The organism is Yokenella regensburgei (assembly GCF_051486985.1).
GTDB lineage: Bacteria > Pseudomonadota > Gammaproteobacteria > Enterobacterales > Enterobacteriaceae > CBFFRJ01.
Genome location: NZ_JAHVDV010000020.1, coordinates 1 through 15,499, shown reverse-complemented (window position 1 = coordinate 15,499; position 15,499 = coordinate 1). Strand labels below are relative to the sequence as shown.

15 protein-coding genes are annotated in these 15,499 nt (G+C 54.2%); 12 read left to right on the top strand and 3 right to left on the bottom strand.

Features of this window, described 5'->3' with window-relative positions:
* Nucleotides 1-3 precede the first annotated feature (3 nt).
* The 6 genes from ubiJ to tatD all read left to right on the top strand — a co-directional run bounded on the left by ubiJ (nucleotide 4) and on the right by tatD (nucleotide 4,678).
* A complete protein-coding gene (gene ubiJ, locus KXR87_RS14565; RefSeq protein WP_437432957.1) occupies nucleotides 4-609 on the top strand; it encodes a ubiquinone biosynthesis protein UbiJ in 606 nt (201 codons plus the stop codon).
* Nucleotides 606-2,246 (top strand): ubiquinone biosynthesis regulatory protein kinase UbiB, encoded by a 1,641-nt coding sequence (gene ubiB / locus KXR87_RS14560; RefSeq protein WP_437432956.1) that lies wholly within the window; start codon nucleotides 606-608, stop codon nucleotides 2,244-2,246. The genes ubiJ and ubiB overlap by 4 nt, the downstream gene beginning before the upstream one ends.
* 67 nt (nucleotides 2,247-2,313) lie before the next feature.
* Nucleotides 2,314-2,568: a Sec-independent protein translocase subunit TatA gene (gene tatA, locus KXR87_RS14555; protein WP_437432955.1), complete on the top strand. Its 255-nt coding sequence runs from the start codon at nucleotides 2,314-2,316 to the stop codon at nucleotides 2,566-2,568.
* A gap of 3 nt (nucleotides 2,569-2,571) precedes the next feature.
* Nucleotides 2,572-3,087, top strand: coding sequence for a Sec-independent protein translocase protein TatB (tatB, locus tag KXR87_RS14550; RefSeq protein ID WP_437432954.1), 516 nt, complete (start codon nucleotides 2,572-2,574; stop codon nucleotides 3,085-3,087).
* A 2-nt stretch (nucleotides 3,088-3,089) separates the two neighbouring features.
* Nucleotides 3,090-3,851: a Sec-independent protein translocase subunit TatC gene (tatC, locus tag KXR87_RS14545; protein ID WP_437432953.1), complete on the top strand. Its 762-nt coding sequence runs from the start codon at nucleotides 3,090-3,092 to the stop codon at nucleotides 3,849-3,851.
* Between the two features lie 41 nt (nucleotides 3,852-3,892).
* The gene (gene tatD, locus KXR87_RS14540) at nucleotides 3,893-4,678 is read left to right on the top strand and encodes a 3'-5' ssDNA/RNA exonuclease TatD (RefSeq protein WP_437432952.1); all 786 of its coding nucleotides are present in this window, start codon (nucleotides 3,893-3,895) and stop codon (nucleotides 4,676-4,678) included.
* Here tatD and rfaH read toward each other — a convergent pair.
* Complete coding sequence (gene rfaH, locus KXR87_RS14535) at nucleotides 4,665-5,153, bottom strand: transcription/translation regulatory transformer protein RfaH (RefSeq protein ID WP_437432951.1); 489 nt, start codon at nucleotides 5,151-5,153, stop codon at nucleotides 4,665-4,667. The two genes, tatD and rfaH, sit on opposite strands and share 14 nt — an antisense overlap.
* A gap of 170 nt (nucleotides 5,154-5,323) precedes the next feature.
* On the opposite strand from rfaH, the gene ubiD reads away from it, so the two are divergent.
* On the top strand, nucleotides 5,324-6,817 hold the full coding sequence (ubiD, locus tag KXR87_RS14530) for a 4-hydroxy-3-polyprenylbenzoate decarboxylase (protein ID WP_437433033.1): 1,494 nt from the start codon (nucleotides 5,324-5,326) through the stop codon (nucleotides 6,815-6,817).
* 60 nt (nucleotides 6,818-6,877) lie between these two features.
* Entirely contained in the window at nucleotides 6,878-7,579 is a 702-nt protein-coding gene (gene fre / locus KXR87_RS14525) for an NAD(P)H-flavin reductase (protein WP_437432950.1), read from the top strand.
* Between the two features lie 184 nt (nucleotides 7,580-7,763).
* Here fre and fadA read toward each other — a convergent pair whose 3' ends face one another.
* Entirely contained in the window at nucleotides 7,764-8,927 is a 1,164-nt protein-coding gene (gene fadA, locus KXR87_RS14520; protein ID WP_437432949.1) for an acetyl-CoA C-acyltransferase FadA, read from the bottom strand.
* A 9-nt stretch (nucleotides 8,928-8,936) separates the two neighbouring features.
* Entirely contained in the window at nucleotides 8,937-11,126 is a 2,190-nt protein-coding gene (fadB, locus tag KXR87_RS14515; RefSeq protein WP_437432948.1) for a fatty acid oxidation complex subunit alpha FadB, read from the bottom strand.
* Nucleotides 11,127-11,316: 190 nt separating this feature from the next.
* On the opposite strand from fadB, the gene pepQ reads away from it, so the two are divergent.
* From pepQ to hemG, 4 genes are read left to right on the top strand one after another with little or no spacing between them, the layout of a single operon-like run.
* The gene (gene pepQ, locus KXR87_RS14510) at nucleotides 11,317-12,648 is read left to right on the top strand and encodes a Xaa-Pro dipeptidase (protein WP_437433032.1); all 1,332 of its coding nucleotides are present in this window, start codon (nucleotides 11,317-11,319) and stop codon (nucleotides 12,646-12,648) included.
* Nucleotides 12,648-13,262, top strand: coding sequence for an IMPACT family protein (locus tag KXR87_RS14505; RefSeq protein ID WP_437432947.1), 615 nt, complete (start codon nucleotides 12,648-12,650; stop codon nucleotides 13,260-13,262). The genes pepQ and KXR87_RS14505 overlap by 1 nt, the downstream gene beginning before the upstream one ends.
* Before the next feature lie 47 nt (nucleotides 13,263-13,309).
* Nucleotides 13,310-14,761, top strand: a complete 1,452-nt coding sequence (gene trkH, locus KXR87_RS14500; protein ID WP_437432946.1) for a Trk system potassium transporter TrkH — start codon at nucleotides 13,310-13,312, stop codon at nucleotides 14,759-14,761.
* Between the two features lie 11 nt (nucleotides 14,762-14,772).
* The gene (gene hemG, locus KXR87_RS14495) at nucleotides 14,773-15,315 is read left to right on the top strand and encodes a menaquinone-dependent protoporphyrinogen IX dehydrogenase (RefSeq protein ID WP_437432945.1); all 543 of its coding nucleotides are present in this window, start codon (nucleotides 14,773-14,775) and stop codon (nucleotides 15,313-15,315) included.
* Nucleotides 15,316-15,499 lie beyond the last annotated feature (184 nt).

The following is a 15,499-nucleotide window of genomic DNA, read 5'->3' as shown; positions in this document are numbered from 1 at the left end:
TATATGCCCTTTAAATCCCTGGTGAATGCCGGTATTGAACGGGTGTTCAATACCGTAATTTATCGTGAAAAGGCCCTGAAACCGGCCCGGCAGCGGTTACACGGTAAAGTGTTGCGCGTTGAGCTTAAAGAGTTCTCCTCCCCGCTGGTGCTGGCTTTTAGCGAGCGGCAGGTTGACGTGTTAGGTGCATGGGAAGGTGAGGCAGATTGCACGGTGATAACCCACCTGCGGGTCTTGCCGACACTGCGTGACCGGCAGCAACTGACCGCGCTGATACGCTCCCAGGACCTTGAGGTACGGGGTGACATTCAGGTGGTTCAGAACCTGGTCGCGCTGATGGATTTAGCAGAGTTTGACGTGGCCGAGTTGCTGGCACCTTACATGGGTGATGTGGCGGCAGAAGGCATCGGAAAAACGCTGCGCGCAGGCTCGAACATGATTCAGCATGGTTTTAAACGCCAACAGCATTATGTGGCGGAAGTGCTGACCGAGGAGTGGCGTCTGGCGCCAGGGGCGCTCGAAGTGGCCTGGTTTGTCGAAGAAACCGCCGCCGCAGAACGTGCGGCAGACAACCTAATCAAACGAATGGATAAACTGGAGGGCAAATGACGCCAGGAGAAATTCGGCGCCTCTATTTCATCATCCAGACTTTTTTGAGTTACGGCCTTGATGAACTCATCCCCAGAATGCGTATCACCATTCCGCTGCGCCTGTGGCGGAGAACGTTATTCTGGATGCCCAACCGACACAAAGACAAGCAACTGGGCGAACGCCTGCGTCTCGCCTTGCAGGAACTGGGGCCGGTCTGGATTAAGTTTGGCCAGATGCTCTCCACACGACGTGACCTCTTTCCGCCGCTGATTGCCGATCAGCTGGCGATGTTACAGGACAAAGTCGCGCCTTTTGACGGGCATCTTGCGAAAAAACAGATTGAAAAAGCCATGGGCGATCAGCCGGTTGAAGTCTGGTTTGATGATTTCCAGATAGAGCCCTTAGCGTCGGCTTCTATCGCCCAGGTTCACACTGCGCGACTGAAAGAGAACGGTAAAGAGGTCGTTATCAAGGTCATCCGTCCGGACATTCTGCCCATCATCAGAGCCGACTTAAAGCTTATCTATCGGCTGGCGGGTTGGGTGCCGCGTCTGCTGCCTGACGGACGTCGCCTGCGCCCGCAGGAAGTGGTTCGCGAGTACGAAAAGACACTGATCGACGAGCTGGATTTACTGCGTGAATCGGCGAACGCCATTCAGTTGCGGCGCAACTTTGAAGACAGCCAGATGCTCTACGTTCCTGAAGTCTATTCCGACTATTGCAGCCAGAATATGATGGTGATGGAGCGTATTTATGGCATCCCGGTTTCAGACGTGGCGACGCTTGAGAAAAACGGCACCAACATGAAACTGCTGGCCGAGCGCGGGGTGCAGGTCTTTTTCACTCAGGTGTTCCGGGACAGTTTCTTCCATGCGGATATGCACCCTGGCAATATCTTCGTCAGCTTCGAACATCCTGAAGATCCGCAATACATCGGTATTGATTGCGGTATCGTCGGGTCGCTGAACAAAGAAGATAAGCGCTATCTGGCGGAGAACTTCATCGCCTTCTTCAACCGCGATTATCGCAAAGTGGCTGAGTTACATGTCGATTCAGGCTGGGTGCCGCCGGACACCAATGTCGAAGAGTTTGAATTTGCGATTCGTACCGTCTGTGAGCCAATTTTTGAAAAACCGCTGGCGGAAATCTCCTTCGGCCATGTGTTGTTGAATCTTTTTAATACCGCACGTCGCTTTAATATGGAAGTGCAGCCGCAACTGGTGCTGTTACAGAAAACCCTGCTGTATGTTGAAGGGGTAGGGCGTCAGCTTTATCCGCAGCTCGATTTGTGGAAAACCGCGAAACCCTTCCTCGAAACCTGGATCAAGGATCAGGTAGGGCTTCCGGCTCTGGTCAGGGCGGTGAAAGAAAAAGGACCGTTCTGGATAGAAAAAATGCCAGAACTTCCTGAACTGATTTACAACAGTTTGCGCCACGGCAAGCAACTACAGATAAGTGTTGATAGAATCGCGTCTGAATTGCAGACAAATCGTGTGCGTCAGGGGCAATCCCGCTATTTATTTGGTGTTGGCGCGACGTTGCTGCTCAGTGGCACATTATTACTGATTACCCGGCCGGAATGGGGGTTTGAGCCCTGCTGGTTAATGGCCGCCGGGGTGATAGCCTGGTTAATTGGCTGGCGTAAAACGCGCTGAGTGACGTATCGATCCCGGAGGCCCGTTTGAGGCCTCGCTTTATCATCATCGCTTACTGAGGAACGTTATGGGTGGTATCAGTGTTTGGAATTTAGTCATCATAGCCGTTATTGTTGTGCTGCTGTTTGGAACAAAAAAGCTAGGCTCTATCGGGTCCGATCTGGGGGCCTCGATTAAAGGCTTTAAGAAAGCCATGAGCGATGATGACAAGCAGGATAAAGAAAAATCTGCGCAGGATGCGGATTTTACGGCGAACTCCCTTGCTGATAAGCAAGATGAAGTAAAAAAAGACGAAAAGCGTCACGACAAAGAGCAGGTGTAATCCGTGTTTGATATTGGTTTCGGCGAGCTTTTATTAGTCTTCGTGATCGGCCTTGTAGTGCTGGGCCCGCAACGTTTACCTGTTGCGGTGCGCACGGTAGCAGGCTGGGTCCGGGCCCTGCGTTCTCTTGCGACTACGGTACAAAACGAGCTGGCGCAGGAGCTTAAAATGCAGGAATTTCAGGACAGCCTGAAGAAGGTCGAAAAGGCCAGCCTTGAGAACCTGACGCCGGAACTCAAAGCCTCAATGGATGAGTTGCGCCAGGCCGCAGAGTCAATGAAACGTTCTTATATTGCCAACGATCCGGAAAAAGCGAGTGATGAGGCCCATACCATCCATAATCCGGTCGTGAAGGGCAATGAAGAGCAACATGAAGGCGTAACGCCTTCCACGGCGGAAAACCAGGCCAGTGCGCCGCAACAAGCGCCTGACGCCTCTGACGTGAAAAAGACAGAAACTCCGACAGCGGAAGCCAGACCGGTTTCCGAAACACCCCCTCCTTTAAGTGATAAGTCCTGAACATGGCTGTTGATGATACCCAACCGCTCATCGCACATCTGATTGAGCTGCGTAAGCGCCTGCTAAATTGCATCATTGCGGTGTTTGTGATTTTCCTGGCGCTGGTTTACTTCGCGAACGACATCTACCATCTGGTTTCCGCACCGCTGATTAAGCAGTTGCCGCAAGGCGCGACAATGATCGCGACCGATGTGGCATCACCCTTTTTCACACCGATCAAACTGACCTTTATGGTGTCGCTTATCCTTTCCGCGCCGGTCATTTTGTATCAGGTATGGGCATTTATTGCGCCTGCCCTTTATCGCCATGAGCGCAGACTGGTGGTGCCACTGCTGGTTTCGAGTTCGCTGTTATTCTATATCGGTATGGCCTTCGCCTATTTCGTGGTTTTCCCGCTGGCGTTTGGTTTTTTAGCCAACACCGCGCCGGAAGGGGTACTGGTATCGACGGATATCGCCAGTTATCTCAGCTTCGTCATGGCACTGTTCATGGCCTTTGGCGTCTCCTTCGAGGTGCCAGTGGCCATCGTGTTGTTGTGCTGGATGGGCGTTACCACCCCAGAATCGTTACGCCAGAAACGACCTTATGTGCTGGTGGGAGCCTTTGTGGTGGGTATGCTGCTTACGCCGCCGGATGTATTCTCGCAGACGTTGCTGGCTATCCCGATGTACTGTCTGTTTGAAGTCGGTGTCTTCTTTGCCCGCTTCTATACCGGTAAAGGGCGTCGCGGCGATGAAGACGAAGAGCAGACCACCGAAGAGTAATTCCAGCCGCCCGTCAGGGCGGTTGTTGTATGGAGCAGGGCATGTTTGATATCGGCGTTAATCTCACCAGTTCCCAGTTTTCCCACGATCGTGATGAAGTGGTGACCCGTGCGCAGACCGCAGGGCTGAGCGGTATGCTACTGACAGGGACGAATCTTCATGAAAGCGAGCAGGCACAACAGTTTGCGCGTCACTACCCGCACTGCTGGTCTACCGCTGGCGTGCATCCCCATGACAGCAGCACCTGGACGTCAGAGACGGCAGACCGAATTCGTGCCCTCGCCACGTTGCCTGAAGTGGTGGCCATTGGTGAATGCGGGCTCGATTTTAACCGTAATTTCTCAACCCCCGCGGAGCAGGAGAGGGCGTTTGTCGCACAACTGGCACTGGCCGCCGAGCTTGCTATGCCGGTGTTCCTGCACTGTCGCGATGCGCATGCCCGCTTTCTTACCCTGCTGGACCCCTGGCTTGAGAAACTGCCCGGCGCTGTGCTGCACTGTTTTACCGGCACGCTGAGTGAGGCGCAGGATTGTCTGGCACGCGGGATGTACCTGGGAATAACCGGCTGGATTTGCGATGAGCGTCGTGGCCTGGATCTGCGTGATGTCCTGCGGCACATTCCCGCTGAGCGCCTGTTTATTGAAACTGACGCGCCGTATTTGCTGCCGAGAGACTTAACGCCGAAGCCCAAATCACGACGTAACGAACCTGCGCACCTGGGGCATATTCTTCACTGCGTTGCGGGATTGCGTGGCGAAAACGTGGCGTCGCTTGACAGGATTCTGGACAAAAATGTGCAGACGCTGTTTGGTATTAGGCTTTCTTAAAGTCGGTGTTTTTAATGCTCTGCATGACCTGTTTATTCAGCAGGTTGAGCAGCAGCATGGAGCGCGCTTCGCCATCCGGCTCTTTAAAAATAGCCTGTAAACCTTCGAGCGCGCCTTCGGTAATGATCACCTGATCGCCCGGATAAGGTGTTTCAGGATCGGTTACATTCTCAGGTTTATAAATCGACAACTGATGAATGACCGTTGAAGGGACGAGGGCGGGGTGAGCGCCAAAGCGAACAAAATGGCTGACGCCGCGCGTGGCATTAATTGTGGTGGTGTGGATGATTTCCGGATCGAACTCCACGAAAAGGTAATTAGGAAATAGCGGTTCGCTCACCGTTGTACGTTTACCGCGAACGATTTTTTCCAGTGCGATCATTGGCGTCAGGCAGTTAACCGCCTGGCGTTGGAGGTGTTCCTGGGCGCGCTGGAGCTGGCCTCGTTTGCAGTAAAGTAGATACCAGGATTGCATAATGTTCTTTTCCGGAAGTTCGGAGCGCAAGGATACCAAATACGTGCCAGGAAGGCTAAGTTGATTATACGCCTCGCGCTCGCTGACCGTTGAATTTCACCTCAATTTAACAAAATTACAGCAACGTGAAGATGAACACCGTATAATAAAGCGCTTATCAAGAGGCCAGCATAAACCCCATGAAATACCACGACCTACGCGATTTTATGACGCTGCTTGAACAGCAGGGCGAACTTAAACGTATTACGTTGCCGGTTGATCCTCACCTGGAGATAACGGAAATAGCTGACCGTACGCTACGGGCGGGTGGTCCGGCGTTGCTGTTTGAAAACCCGAAAGGGTACAACATGCCGGTGCTATGTAACCTGTTCGGGACTCCGCGCCGTGTGGCTCTGGGTATGGGGCAGGAAGAGGTCAGTGCGCTACGGGATGTGGGAAAATTACTCGCCTTTCTGAAAGAGCCGGAGCCGCCAAAAGGCTTTCGCGATCTCTTTGATAAGCTCCCTCAGTTTAAACAAGTGCTGAACATGCCGACCAAGCGGCTGCGCGGTGCACCTTGCCAGCAAATAGTGGTGCAGGGTGAGGATGTCGACCTGACAACCATCCCTATCATGCAGTGCTGGCCTGACGATGCTGCGCCGTTGATTACCTGGGGACTGACCGTTACGCGGGGGCCGCATAAAGAGCGTCAGAACCTGGGCATTTATCGCCAGCAGCTGATTGGCAAAAATAAGCTCATTATGCGGTGGTTATCCCATCGGGGTGGCGCGCTGGATTTCCATGAGTGGCGTGAGGCCCATCCTGGCGAACGTTTCCCGGTTGCTGTCGCGCTGGGGGCCGATCCGGCGACGATTCTGGGCGCCGTAACGCCAGTACCTGACACGCTATCTGAGTATGCGTTTGCCGGACTTCTGCGTGGAACCAGGACCGAAGTCGTGAAATGCATTTCGAATGATCTGGAAGTCCCCGCCAGTGCGGAAATCATACTCGAAGGCTATATTGAGCCGGGGGAAATGGCGCCGGAAGGACCCTATGGCGATCATACGGGCTACTACAATGAGATCGACAATTTCCCGGTTTTCACCGTTACGCATATTACGCAACGTAAAGACGCTATCTATCACTCAACTTACACCGGTCGCCCGCCGGATGAGCCGGCTGTACTCGGTGTTGCGCTAAATGAAGTCTTCGTGCCGATCCTGCAAAAGCAGTTCCCGGAAATTGTTGATTTTTACCTACCACCAGAAGGTTGTTCCTATCGCCTTGCGGTGGTAACCATGAAGAAACAGTACGCAGGCCATGCAAAACGCGTCATGATGGGTGTCTGGTCATTCTTACGCCAGTTTATGTACACCAAATTTGTGATCGTATGCGATGACGACATCAACGCCCGCGACTGGAATGATGTGATCTGGGCTATTACCACGCGTATGGACCCGGCAAGGGATACGGTGCTGGTTGAAAATACGCCGATTGATTACCTGGATTTTGCTTCGCCGGTTTCCGGCCTTGGCTCAAAAATGGGACTGGATGCCACCAACAAATGGCCCGGCGAAACCCAGCGTGAATGGGGTCGCCCTATCAAAAAGGATCCTGAAGTAACGGCGCGTATCGACGCCATCTGGGATGAGCTGGCCATTTTTAGCGACGGCAAAGGTGCGTAACGCGCCGCCGTTTTTCGCCTGACACAACGACAACAAGTATGAACCCGACAGAGGGAGCGCATGACAACCTTAAGCTGTAAAGTGACCTCGGTAGATGCCATCACCGATACCGTATATCGCGTACGTTTAGTGCCGGAAGCGGCTTTTTCTTTTCGCGCTGGCCAGTACTTAATGGTAGTGATGGATGAGCGAGATAAACGCCCCTTCTCGATGGCGTCCACCCCCGATCAGCATGAGTTTATCGAGCTGCACATTGGTGCGTCGGAGATCAATCTGTATGCCATGGCGGTGATGGATCGCATCCTGAAGGATCGTGAAATTGTCATCGACATTCCTCACGGTGAAGCCTGGTTACGCGATGACACGTCTCGCCCACTGGTGCTGATTGCCGGAGGAACCGGTTTCTCGTATGCCCGTTCAATTCTGCTGACTGCTCTTTCGCAAAACCCGAACCGTGATATCACTATTTACTGGGGCGGACGTGAAGAGAAGCACCTCTACGATCTGGCTGAACTTGAAGCCCTGTCCGTCAATCATCCCAACCTGCGCGTTGAGCCTGTTGTCGAACAGCCGGAAGAGAACTGGCGTGGCCGTACCGGAACGGTGTTGACGGCGGTATTGCAGGATTTTGGCACGCTGGCAGAACACGATATCTATATCGCAGGTCGCTTTGAGATGGCGAAAATTGCCCGTGACCTCTTCTGCAACGAGCGCAGCGCACGTGAAGATCGCCTCTTTGGCGACGCATTCGCGTTTATTTAAGCAATAAAAAGCCCGCCCCTGACAGGCGGGAAAACGGCAACTAAACTGTCTCTCTTCGCCAGTGACGCCATAACTGCGTTGGCTGCGCTCGCTCACCCGAATCACTTACTTCAGTAAGTTCATCGGGATTCGCTCGCTTGCCGCCTTGTTCTGACGGCATTGGCTTTGAGATACCTTTCCTGAGCTACACTCGCTCGAATACCGTCGCGATACCCTGACCCAACCCGATGCACATCGTCGCCAGACCAAACTGGGCATCTTTGCGTTCCATCAGATTAAGCAGGGTGGTGCTGATACGTGTACCGGAACAACCCAGTGGATGGCCGAGTGCGATCGCACCGCCGTTGAGGTTGATCTTGTCGTCAATCTGCTCCATCAGCCCCAGATCTTTAATGCACGGCAGGATCTGTGCGGCGAAAGCTTCGTTCATTTCGAACAGATCGATGTCGCTGACGGACAGCCCCGCTTTTTTCAGCGCCAGTTTCGATGCCGGAACCGGGCCATAGCCCATGATCGACGGATCGCAGCCGACCACCGCCATTGAGCGCACGCGGGCGCGAGGTTTCAGTCCTAACTCACGGGCGCGACTTTCGCTCATTACCAGCATGGCAGATGCGCCATCAGAAAGGGCGGAAGAGGTGCCTGCGGTCACAGTACCATTGGCCGGGTCAAATGCTGGACGCAGCGCGGAGAGCGCCTCGACGGTCGTTTCCGGGCGAATGACTTCGTCATAACTGAACTGTTTAAGTACGCCATCCGCATCGTGTCCCCCGGTGGGGATAATTTCATTTTTGAATGCACCGGACTGCGTGGCAGCCCAGGCGCGGGCGTGGGATCGGGCGGCGAACGTATCCTGCATCTCACGGCTGATCCCATGCATACGTGCCAGCATTTCCGCTGTCAGCCCCATCATGCCCGCCGCTTTGGCGACATTACGGCTGAGTCCGGGGTGGAAATCCACACCGTGGCTCATCGGCACGTGGCCCATATGTTCCACCCCGCCGACCAGGCACGCCTGCGCGTCGCCGGTCATGATCATGCGGGCAGCATCGTGCAGCGCCTGCATTGAAGAACCACACAGGCGGTTGACGGTCACTGCCGGAACGGAGTGTGGGATTTCCGCCAGCAGCGAGGCGTTACGGGCGATGTTAAAGCCCTGCTCCAGCGTTTGCTGCACGCAGCCCCAGTAGATATCGTCCAGTGCAGTGGCCTCCAGCGCCGGATTGCGCGCCAGCAGGCTACGCATCAGATGCGCGGAGAGATCTTCTGCCCGCACATGGCGAAATGCGCCGCCCTTTGAACGGCCCATCGGGGTGCGAATTGCATCGACAATGACAACCTGTTCCATTGTGACTCCTTAAGCCGTTTTTAGCTCACCAACCGGACGGGCTGGTTCAACCGGGGGATAGTAGGGTTCGTTATGGCGCGCTTTGGTACGTAGACCTTCCGGCACCTCATACAGAGCACCGAGGTGCTGATACTGCTGTGCCATATCGAGATATTTCGCACTGCCAATGGTATCCAGCCAGCGGAATGCCCCACCGTGGAAAGGAGGGAAGCCAAGACCATAGACCAGCGCCATGTCCGCCTCCGCCGGGCTTGCGATAATGCCCTCTTCCAGACAGCGCACCACTTCGTTGACCATCGGGATCATCATGCGGGCGATAATGTCATCGTCGCTGAAATCACGCTTCGCCTGGCTGACATCCGCCAGCAGACTGTCAACGGCAGCATCTTCTTCTTTCTTCGGTTTGCCTTTGCTGTCCTCTTTATAGCGCCAGAAGCCCAGCCCATTTTTCTGCCCGAAGCGGTTAGCGTCGAACAGCGCATCGATGGCATCACGATAATCTTTCTGCATCCGCTGTGGGAAACCGGCTGCCATGACCGCCTGCGCGTGGTGCGCGGTATCAATGCCAACAACGTCGAGCAGGTAAGCCGGGCCCATCGGCCAGCCAAACTGTTTTTCCATCACCTTATCAATCTTGCGGAAATCTGCGCCGTCGCGCAGCAGCTGGCTGAAACCGGCGAAGTAAGGGAAGAGTACGCGGTTGACGAAGAAGCCAGGGCAGTCGTTGACCACAATCGGTGTTTTGCCCATTTTGCTGGCCCACGCCACCACGGTGGCGATGGTTTTATCAGAGGTTTTTTCACCGCGAATGACTTCAACCAGCGGCATACGATGAACCGGGTTAAAGAAGTGCATGCCGCAGAAGTTTTCCGGGCGTTTGAGCACGCTTGCCAGTTCGCTGATAGGAATAGTCGAGGTGTTGGAGGCCAGAACGGTACCCGGGCGGACTTGCTCTTCGGTTTCCGCCAGCACCGCTTTTTTGACTTTCGGGTTTTCCACTACCGCTTCAACGACCACCTCTACGCGGTCAAAACCGCTGTAATCAAGGGTAGGATGAATGGTCGAAATCACGCCCGCCAGCTTAAGGCCATTAATTTTTCCGCGCTCCAGCTGTTTATTAAGCAGCTTGCTGGCTTCGGTCATGCCGAGCGTCAGTGACTTATCGGCGATGTCCTTCATTATCACCGGCACGCCTTTCCATGCTGACTGATAAGCAATGCCACCGCCCATGATGCCAGCGCCCAGGACCGCGGCGTGTTTTGGCGTCTCAATATCTTTAGTCAGTTTCTTCGCTTTGCCTTTCACATACTGATCGTTAAGGAAAATCCCGACCAGTGCGCGGGCTTCTTTACTGTGCGCAAGGGGGACAAAGCTTTGATTTTCGAGATTCAGTGCTTCTTCACGACCAAAACGCGCAGCTGCTTCGATGGTTTTCACTGCGGTCATCGGGGCGGGATAATGTTTGCCTGCGGTCTGCGCCACCATGCCCTTAGCAATGGTGAAGCTCATGGCCGCTTCGATTTTGCTTAAGTGCAGCGGCTCCAGCTTCGGCTGGCGTTTGGCTCGCCAGTCAAGATCGCCGCTAATCGCCTGGCGCAGAATGGCGAGTGCACCTTCTTTTAACTTCTCTGGTTTTACCACGCCGTCGACCAGACCGAGTTTCAGCGCCTCGTCGGCACCGACATCTTTACCGGCAGCGATGATCTCAAGGGCGCTGTCCGCCCCGAGCAGACGCGGCAGACGTACCGACCCACCAAAGCCGGGCATAATGCCGAGTTTAGTTTCCGGCAGACCGATGCGCAGGTCTGGCGTCGCCAGGCGGTAGTCGGTCGCCAGCACGCACTCGCAGCCGCCGCCCAACGCGTAGCCATTCACGGCAGAAATTGTCGGCACCGGTAAATCTTCCAGGCGGCTGAATACGCTGTTAGCAAAGTGAAGCCAGGTGCTCAGTTGCTCTGCAGGAACCAGGAACAGAGAGAGGAATTCGGTGATATCAGCACCGACGATGAATGCCGCCTTTTCAGAACGCAGCAGCAGGGCTTTTAAATCGGACTGCTTTTCCAGCACGTCCAGCGCCTCGCCGAGGCTGGCAACGGTAGCTGTATCAAGTTTGTTCACTGAGCCGGGAGCGTCGAACACCAGTTCGGCAATGCCGTCTTCCAGCCAGTTAAGATATAAGGTTTCGCCTTTGTAGAGCATGTCAGTCTCCTGAGTCCCGCAAGATGATCTGGTCATACCAGATGAGGCGAAGTGTGGATTTTATGTTAATAAATTGCAAATTTATCATTAAGAAATTGCAGGGCCGATCACGCTCAGGGGAAATCACCCACCCCGGAGAGGCTGTGCTAAGATGCGAAAACATGAGGTCAAAAAAACAGAAGGAAGAATGATGGACTCACTGGCCGCGCTCTATAAAAATCATATTGTTACGTTACAGGAACGTACCCGCGATGTACTGGCCCGCTTTAACCTTGACGCGCTGTTGATTCACTCCGGCGAACTCTTCAATGTCTTTCTCGACGATCATCCCTACCCGTTTAAAGTCAATCCGCAGTTCAAAGCCTGGGTGCCGGTAACCCAGGTTCCCAATTGCTGGTTGCTGGTGGATGGTGTTAACAAACCAAAACTGTGGTTCTATCTGCCGGTCGATTACTGGCACAACGTGGAACCGTTGCCGACATCATTCTGGACCGAAGAGGTCGAGGTTATTGCTCTGCCCAAAGCGGATGGCATTAGCAGTCAGTTGCCTGCCACGCGCAGCAATATAGGTTACATCGGGCCAGTGCCCGAGCGAGCTCTCGCACTGGAGATTGCCGCCAGCAACATCAACCCGAAAGGGGTGATTGATTACCTGCACTACTACCGCGCTTATAAAACCGATTATGAACTGGCGTGCATGCGCGAAGCGCAGAAAACGGCGGTTAATGGACATCGTGCCGCTGAAGAAGCTTTCCGTTCAGGCATGAGCGAGTTCGACATTAACCTGGCTTACCTGACGGCTACCGGCCACCGTGACACCGATGTGCCATACAGCAATATTGTGGCGCTGAATGAGCATGCGTCCGTATTGCACTACACCAGACTGGATCATCATGCTCCTGCGGAGCCGCGTAGCTTCCTGCTGGATGCCGGTGCGGAATATAACGGTTATGCCGCTGACCTGACCCGCACCTGGTCTGCCAACAGCGATAATGACTACGCCCAGTTGATCAAGGACGTTAATGAAGAGCAACTGGCGCTGATTGCGACCATGAAAACCGGGGTCAATTACCTTGAGTACCATGTGCAGTTCCATCAGCGTATCGCCAGGCTGCTGCGTAAGCATCAGATAATTACTGACATCAGTGAAGAGGCGATGGTGGAGAACGATCTCACCGGGCCGTTTATGCCGCACGGTATTGGGCACCCGCTGGGGCTGCAGGTGCATGATGTTGCCGGATTTATGCAGGATGATAGCGGCACGCATCTGGCCGCGCCGTCGAAATACCCTTACCTGCGCTGCACGCGTATTTTGCAGCCACGTATGGTGCTGACCATTGAACCAGGCCTCTATTTTATTGACTCCCTGTTAGCGCCGTGGCGTGAAGGCCCGTTCAGTCAGCACTTCAACTGGCAGAAAATAGAAGCGCTGAAGCCGTTTGGTGGCATTCGTATTGAAGACAACATCGTTATTCATGAGAACAGCATTGAGAACATGACGCGGGATTTGAAACTGGCGTAATGGAAAGCTGGCTGATACCGGCTGCGCCGGTCACCTTTGCTGAAGAGATCAAAAAAAGCCGTTTCATTACGCTGCTGGCGCATACCGATGGCGTGGAGGCGGCGAAAGCCTTTGTGGAGTCGGTTCGTGCAGAACACCCGGATGCACGACATCACTGCGTGGCCTGGGTAGCCGGGCCGCCGGATGACTCGCAACAGTTGGGTTTTTCCGACGATGGCGAGCCTTCGGGAACAGCCGGGAAGCCAATGCTCGCCCAGCTCATGGGGAGTGGTGTCGGTGAACTCACCGCCGTGGTGGTGCGTTACTATGGCGGCGTGTTGCTCGGAACCGGTGGCTTAGTGAAAGCGTATGGCGGTGGTGTCAGCCAGGCGCTTGCTCTGCTCACAACGCAGCGCAAGACGCCATTAACCGAATATACTTTGCAGTGCGAGTACGGACAATTGACCGGCATCGAGACGTTGCTGAGTCAGTTTTCCGGAAAAATTATTGCGAGCGAATATCAGGCTACCGTTTACCTCCGGGTCGCCCTTCCGCAATCTGAGGTGGCGGCTTTTTCGCTAAAACTCGCTGATTTCAGTCGCGGTGCGTTGCATTTAGATAAGATTGAAGAATAATCCCCACCTGGTTTTTGCACACGTTAATACCTAAGGAAGCGGCAGAGATGCATTTTCGCGCCATAACCCGAATTGTTGGACTCCTTATCATCCTCTTTTCCGGGACGATGATTCTGCCTGGGCTGGTGGCCTTACTCTACCGCGATGGGGCCGGCCGAGCCTTTACCCAGACGTTCTTCGTTGCGCTGGCGATTGGCTCCATCCTGTGGTGGCCAAACCGGCGGGAGAAGAGTGAACTTAAATCCCGCGAGGGTTTCCTTATTGTCGTACTGTTCTGGACGGTGCTGGGAAGTGTGGGTGCGCTGCCCTTTATCTTCTCCGAAAGCCCTAACCTGACGGTCACCGACGCGTTTTTTGAATCTTTTTCGGGTTTAACCACCACCGGGGCCACCACGCTGGTGGGGCTGGATTCGCTCCCTCACGCCATCCTCTTTTATCGCCAGATGCTGCAGTGGTTCGGCGGGATGGGGATCATCGTGCTGGCGGTGGCGATTCTGCCGATTCTGGGCGTTGGGGGAATGCAGCTTTACCGTGCCGAGATGCCGGGTCCGCTGAAAGACAACAAAATGCGCCCGCGTATTGCGGAAACGGCGAAAACCCTGTGGCTTATTTATGTCCTGCTGACGGTGGCCTGTGCGCTGGCTCTGTGGTTTGCCGGTATGCCAGCGTTCGACGCAATAGGCCATAGTTTCTCGACGATCGCCATCGGCGGCTTCTCAACCCATGATGCCAGCGTCGGCTATTTTGACAGCCCGACAATCAATACGATTATTGCTATCTTCCTGCTGATCTCAGGCTGTAATTACGGCCTGCACTTCTCTTTATTAAGCGGCCGAAATTTAAAGGTCTACTGGCGGGACCCGGAATTCAGAATGTTTATTGGTGTGCAGCTGACGCTGGTGGTTATCTGCACCGTCGTACTATGGTTCCACAACGTTTATGCCTCAGCGGTGACCACCCTCAATCAGGCTTTCTTCCAGGTCGTCTCGATGGCGACCACCGCAGGATTCACTACCGACAGCATTGCCCGCTGGCCGCTGTTCCTGCCGGTACTGCTGCTGTGTTCTGCTTTTATCGGTGGCTGCGCCGGGTCGACGGGTGGTGGGCTGAAGGTCATCCGTATCCTGTTACTGTTCAAGCAGGGCAACCGTGAACTGAAACGTCTGGTGCACCCGAATGCGGTATACAGCATTAAATTAGGTAACCGTGCGCTGCCGGAGCGTATCCTTGAAGCAGTGTGGGGATTCTTCTCGGCCTATGCGCTGGTGTTTATCGTCAGCATGCTGGCAATCATTGCCACCGGCGTGGATGACTTCTCGGCCTTTGCTTCCGTAGTGGCCACCCTTAATAACCTGGGGCCAGGCCTCGGCGTGGTGGCAGACAACTTTGCCAGCATGAATCCGGTAGCGAAATGGATCCTGATGGCCAACATGTTGTTTGGTCGCCTTGAGGTCTTTACCTTATTAGTACTCTTCACTCCCACTTTCTGGCGCGAATAAGGACGTAATACGTGAAAACATTGATTCTGTTTTCGACCCGTGATGGACAGACGCATGAGATTGCCAACACGATTGCCGCCGAGCTCCGTGGGCTTGGCATCGAGAGTGATATGGTTAATCTTCATGATACACAAAATGTTCACTGGGACGCTTATGAGCGGGTCGTGATTGGTGCCTCTATTCGCTACGGTCATTTCAATCCGGTGCTGGACAGCTTTGTGAAACAGCACCGTGAAATATTGAGCCGTCTGCCAGGGGCATTCTTCTCTGTAAACCTGGTGGCGCGTAAGCCGGAAAAAAACACGCCGGAGACAAACAGCTATACGCAGAAGTTCCTCGCGCGATCTCCGTGGCAGCCTGATGCCTGCGCCGTCTTTGCTGGGGCGTTACGTTACCCGCGTTATCGCTGGTTCGATCGCCTGATGATCCAACTCATTATGAAAATGACGGGCGGTGAAACCGATACGCGTAAAGAGGTGGTCTACACCGACTGGCAGCAGGTGAGCTTATTTGCCGGTAAAATTGCTCAGTTAAACCGCAAATCGTCTCTTTAATAAACTTTACGAATGAAATTTGAGCGAACGATAAATTTTTTGAATTTTAGACTTGTCAGCCCGGAATAACTCCCTATAATGCGCCTCCACTGACACGGAACAACGGCACACACGCCGCCGGGTCAGCAGGGTGTTCCGGTGAGATTCACTGAGAAGCCCGCAGAGAAAAGCGAAAATAAACGCT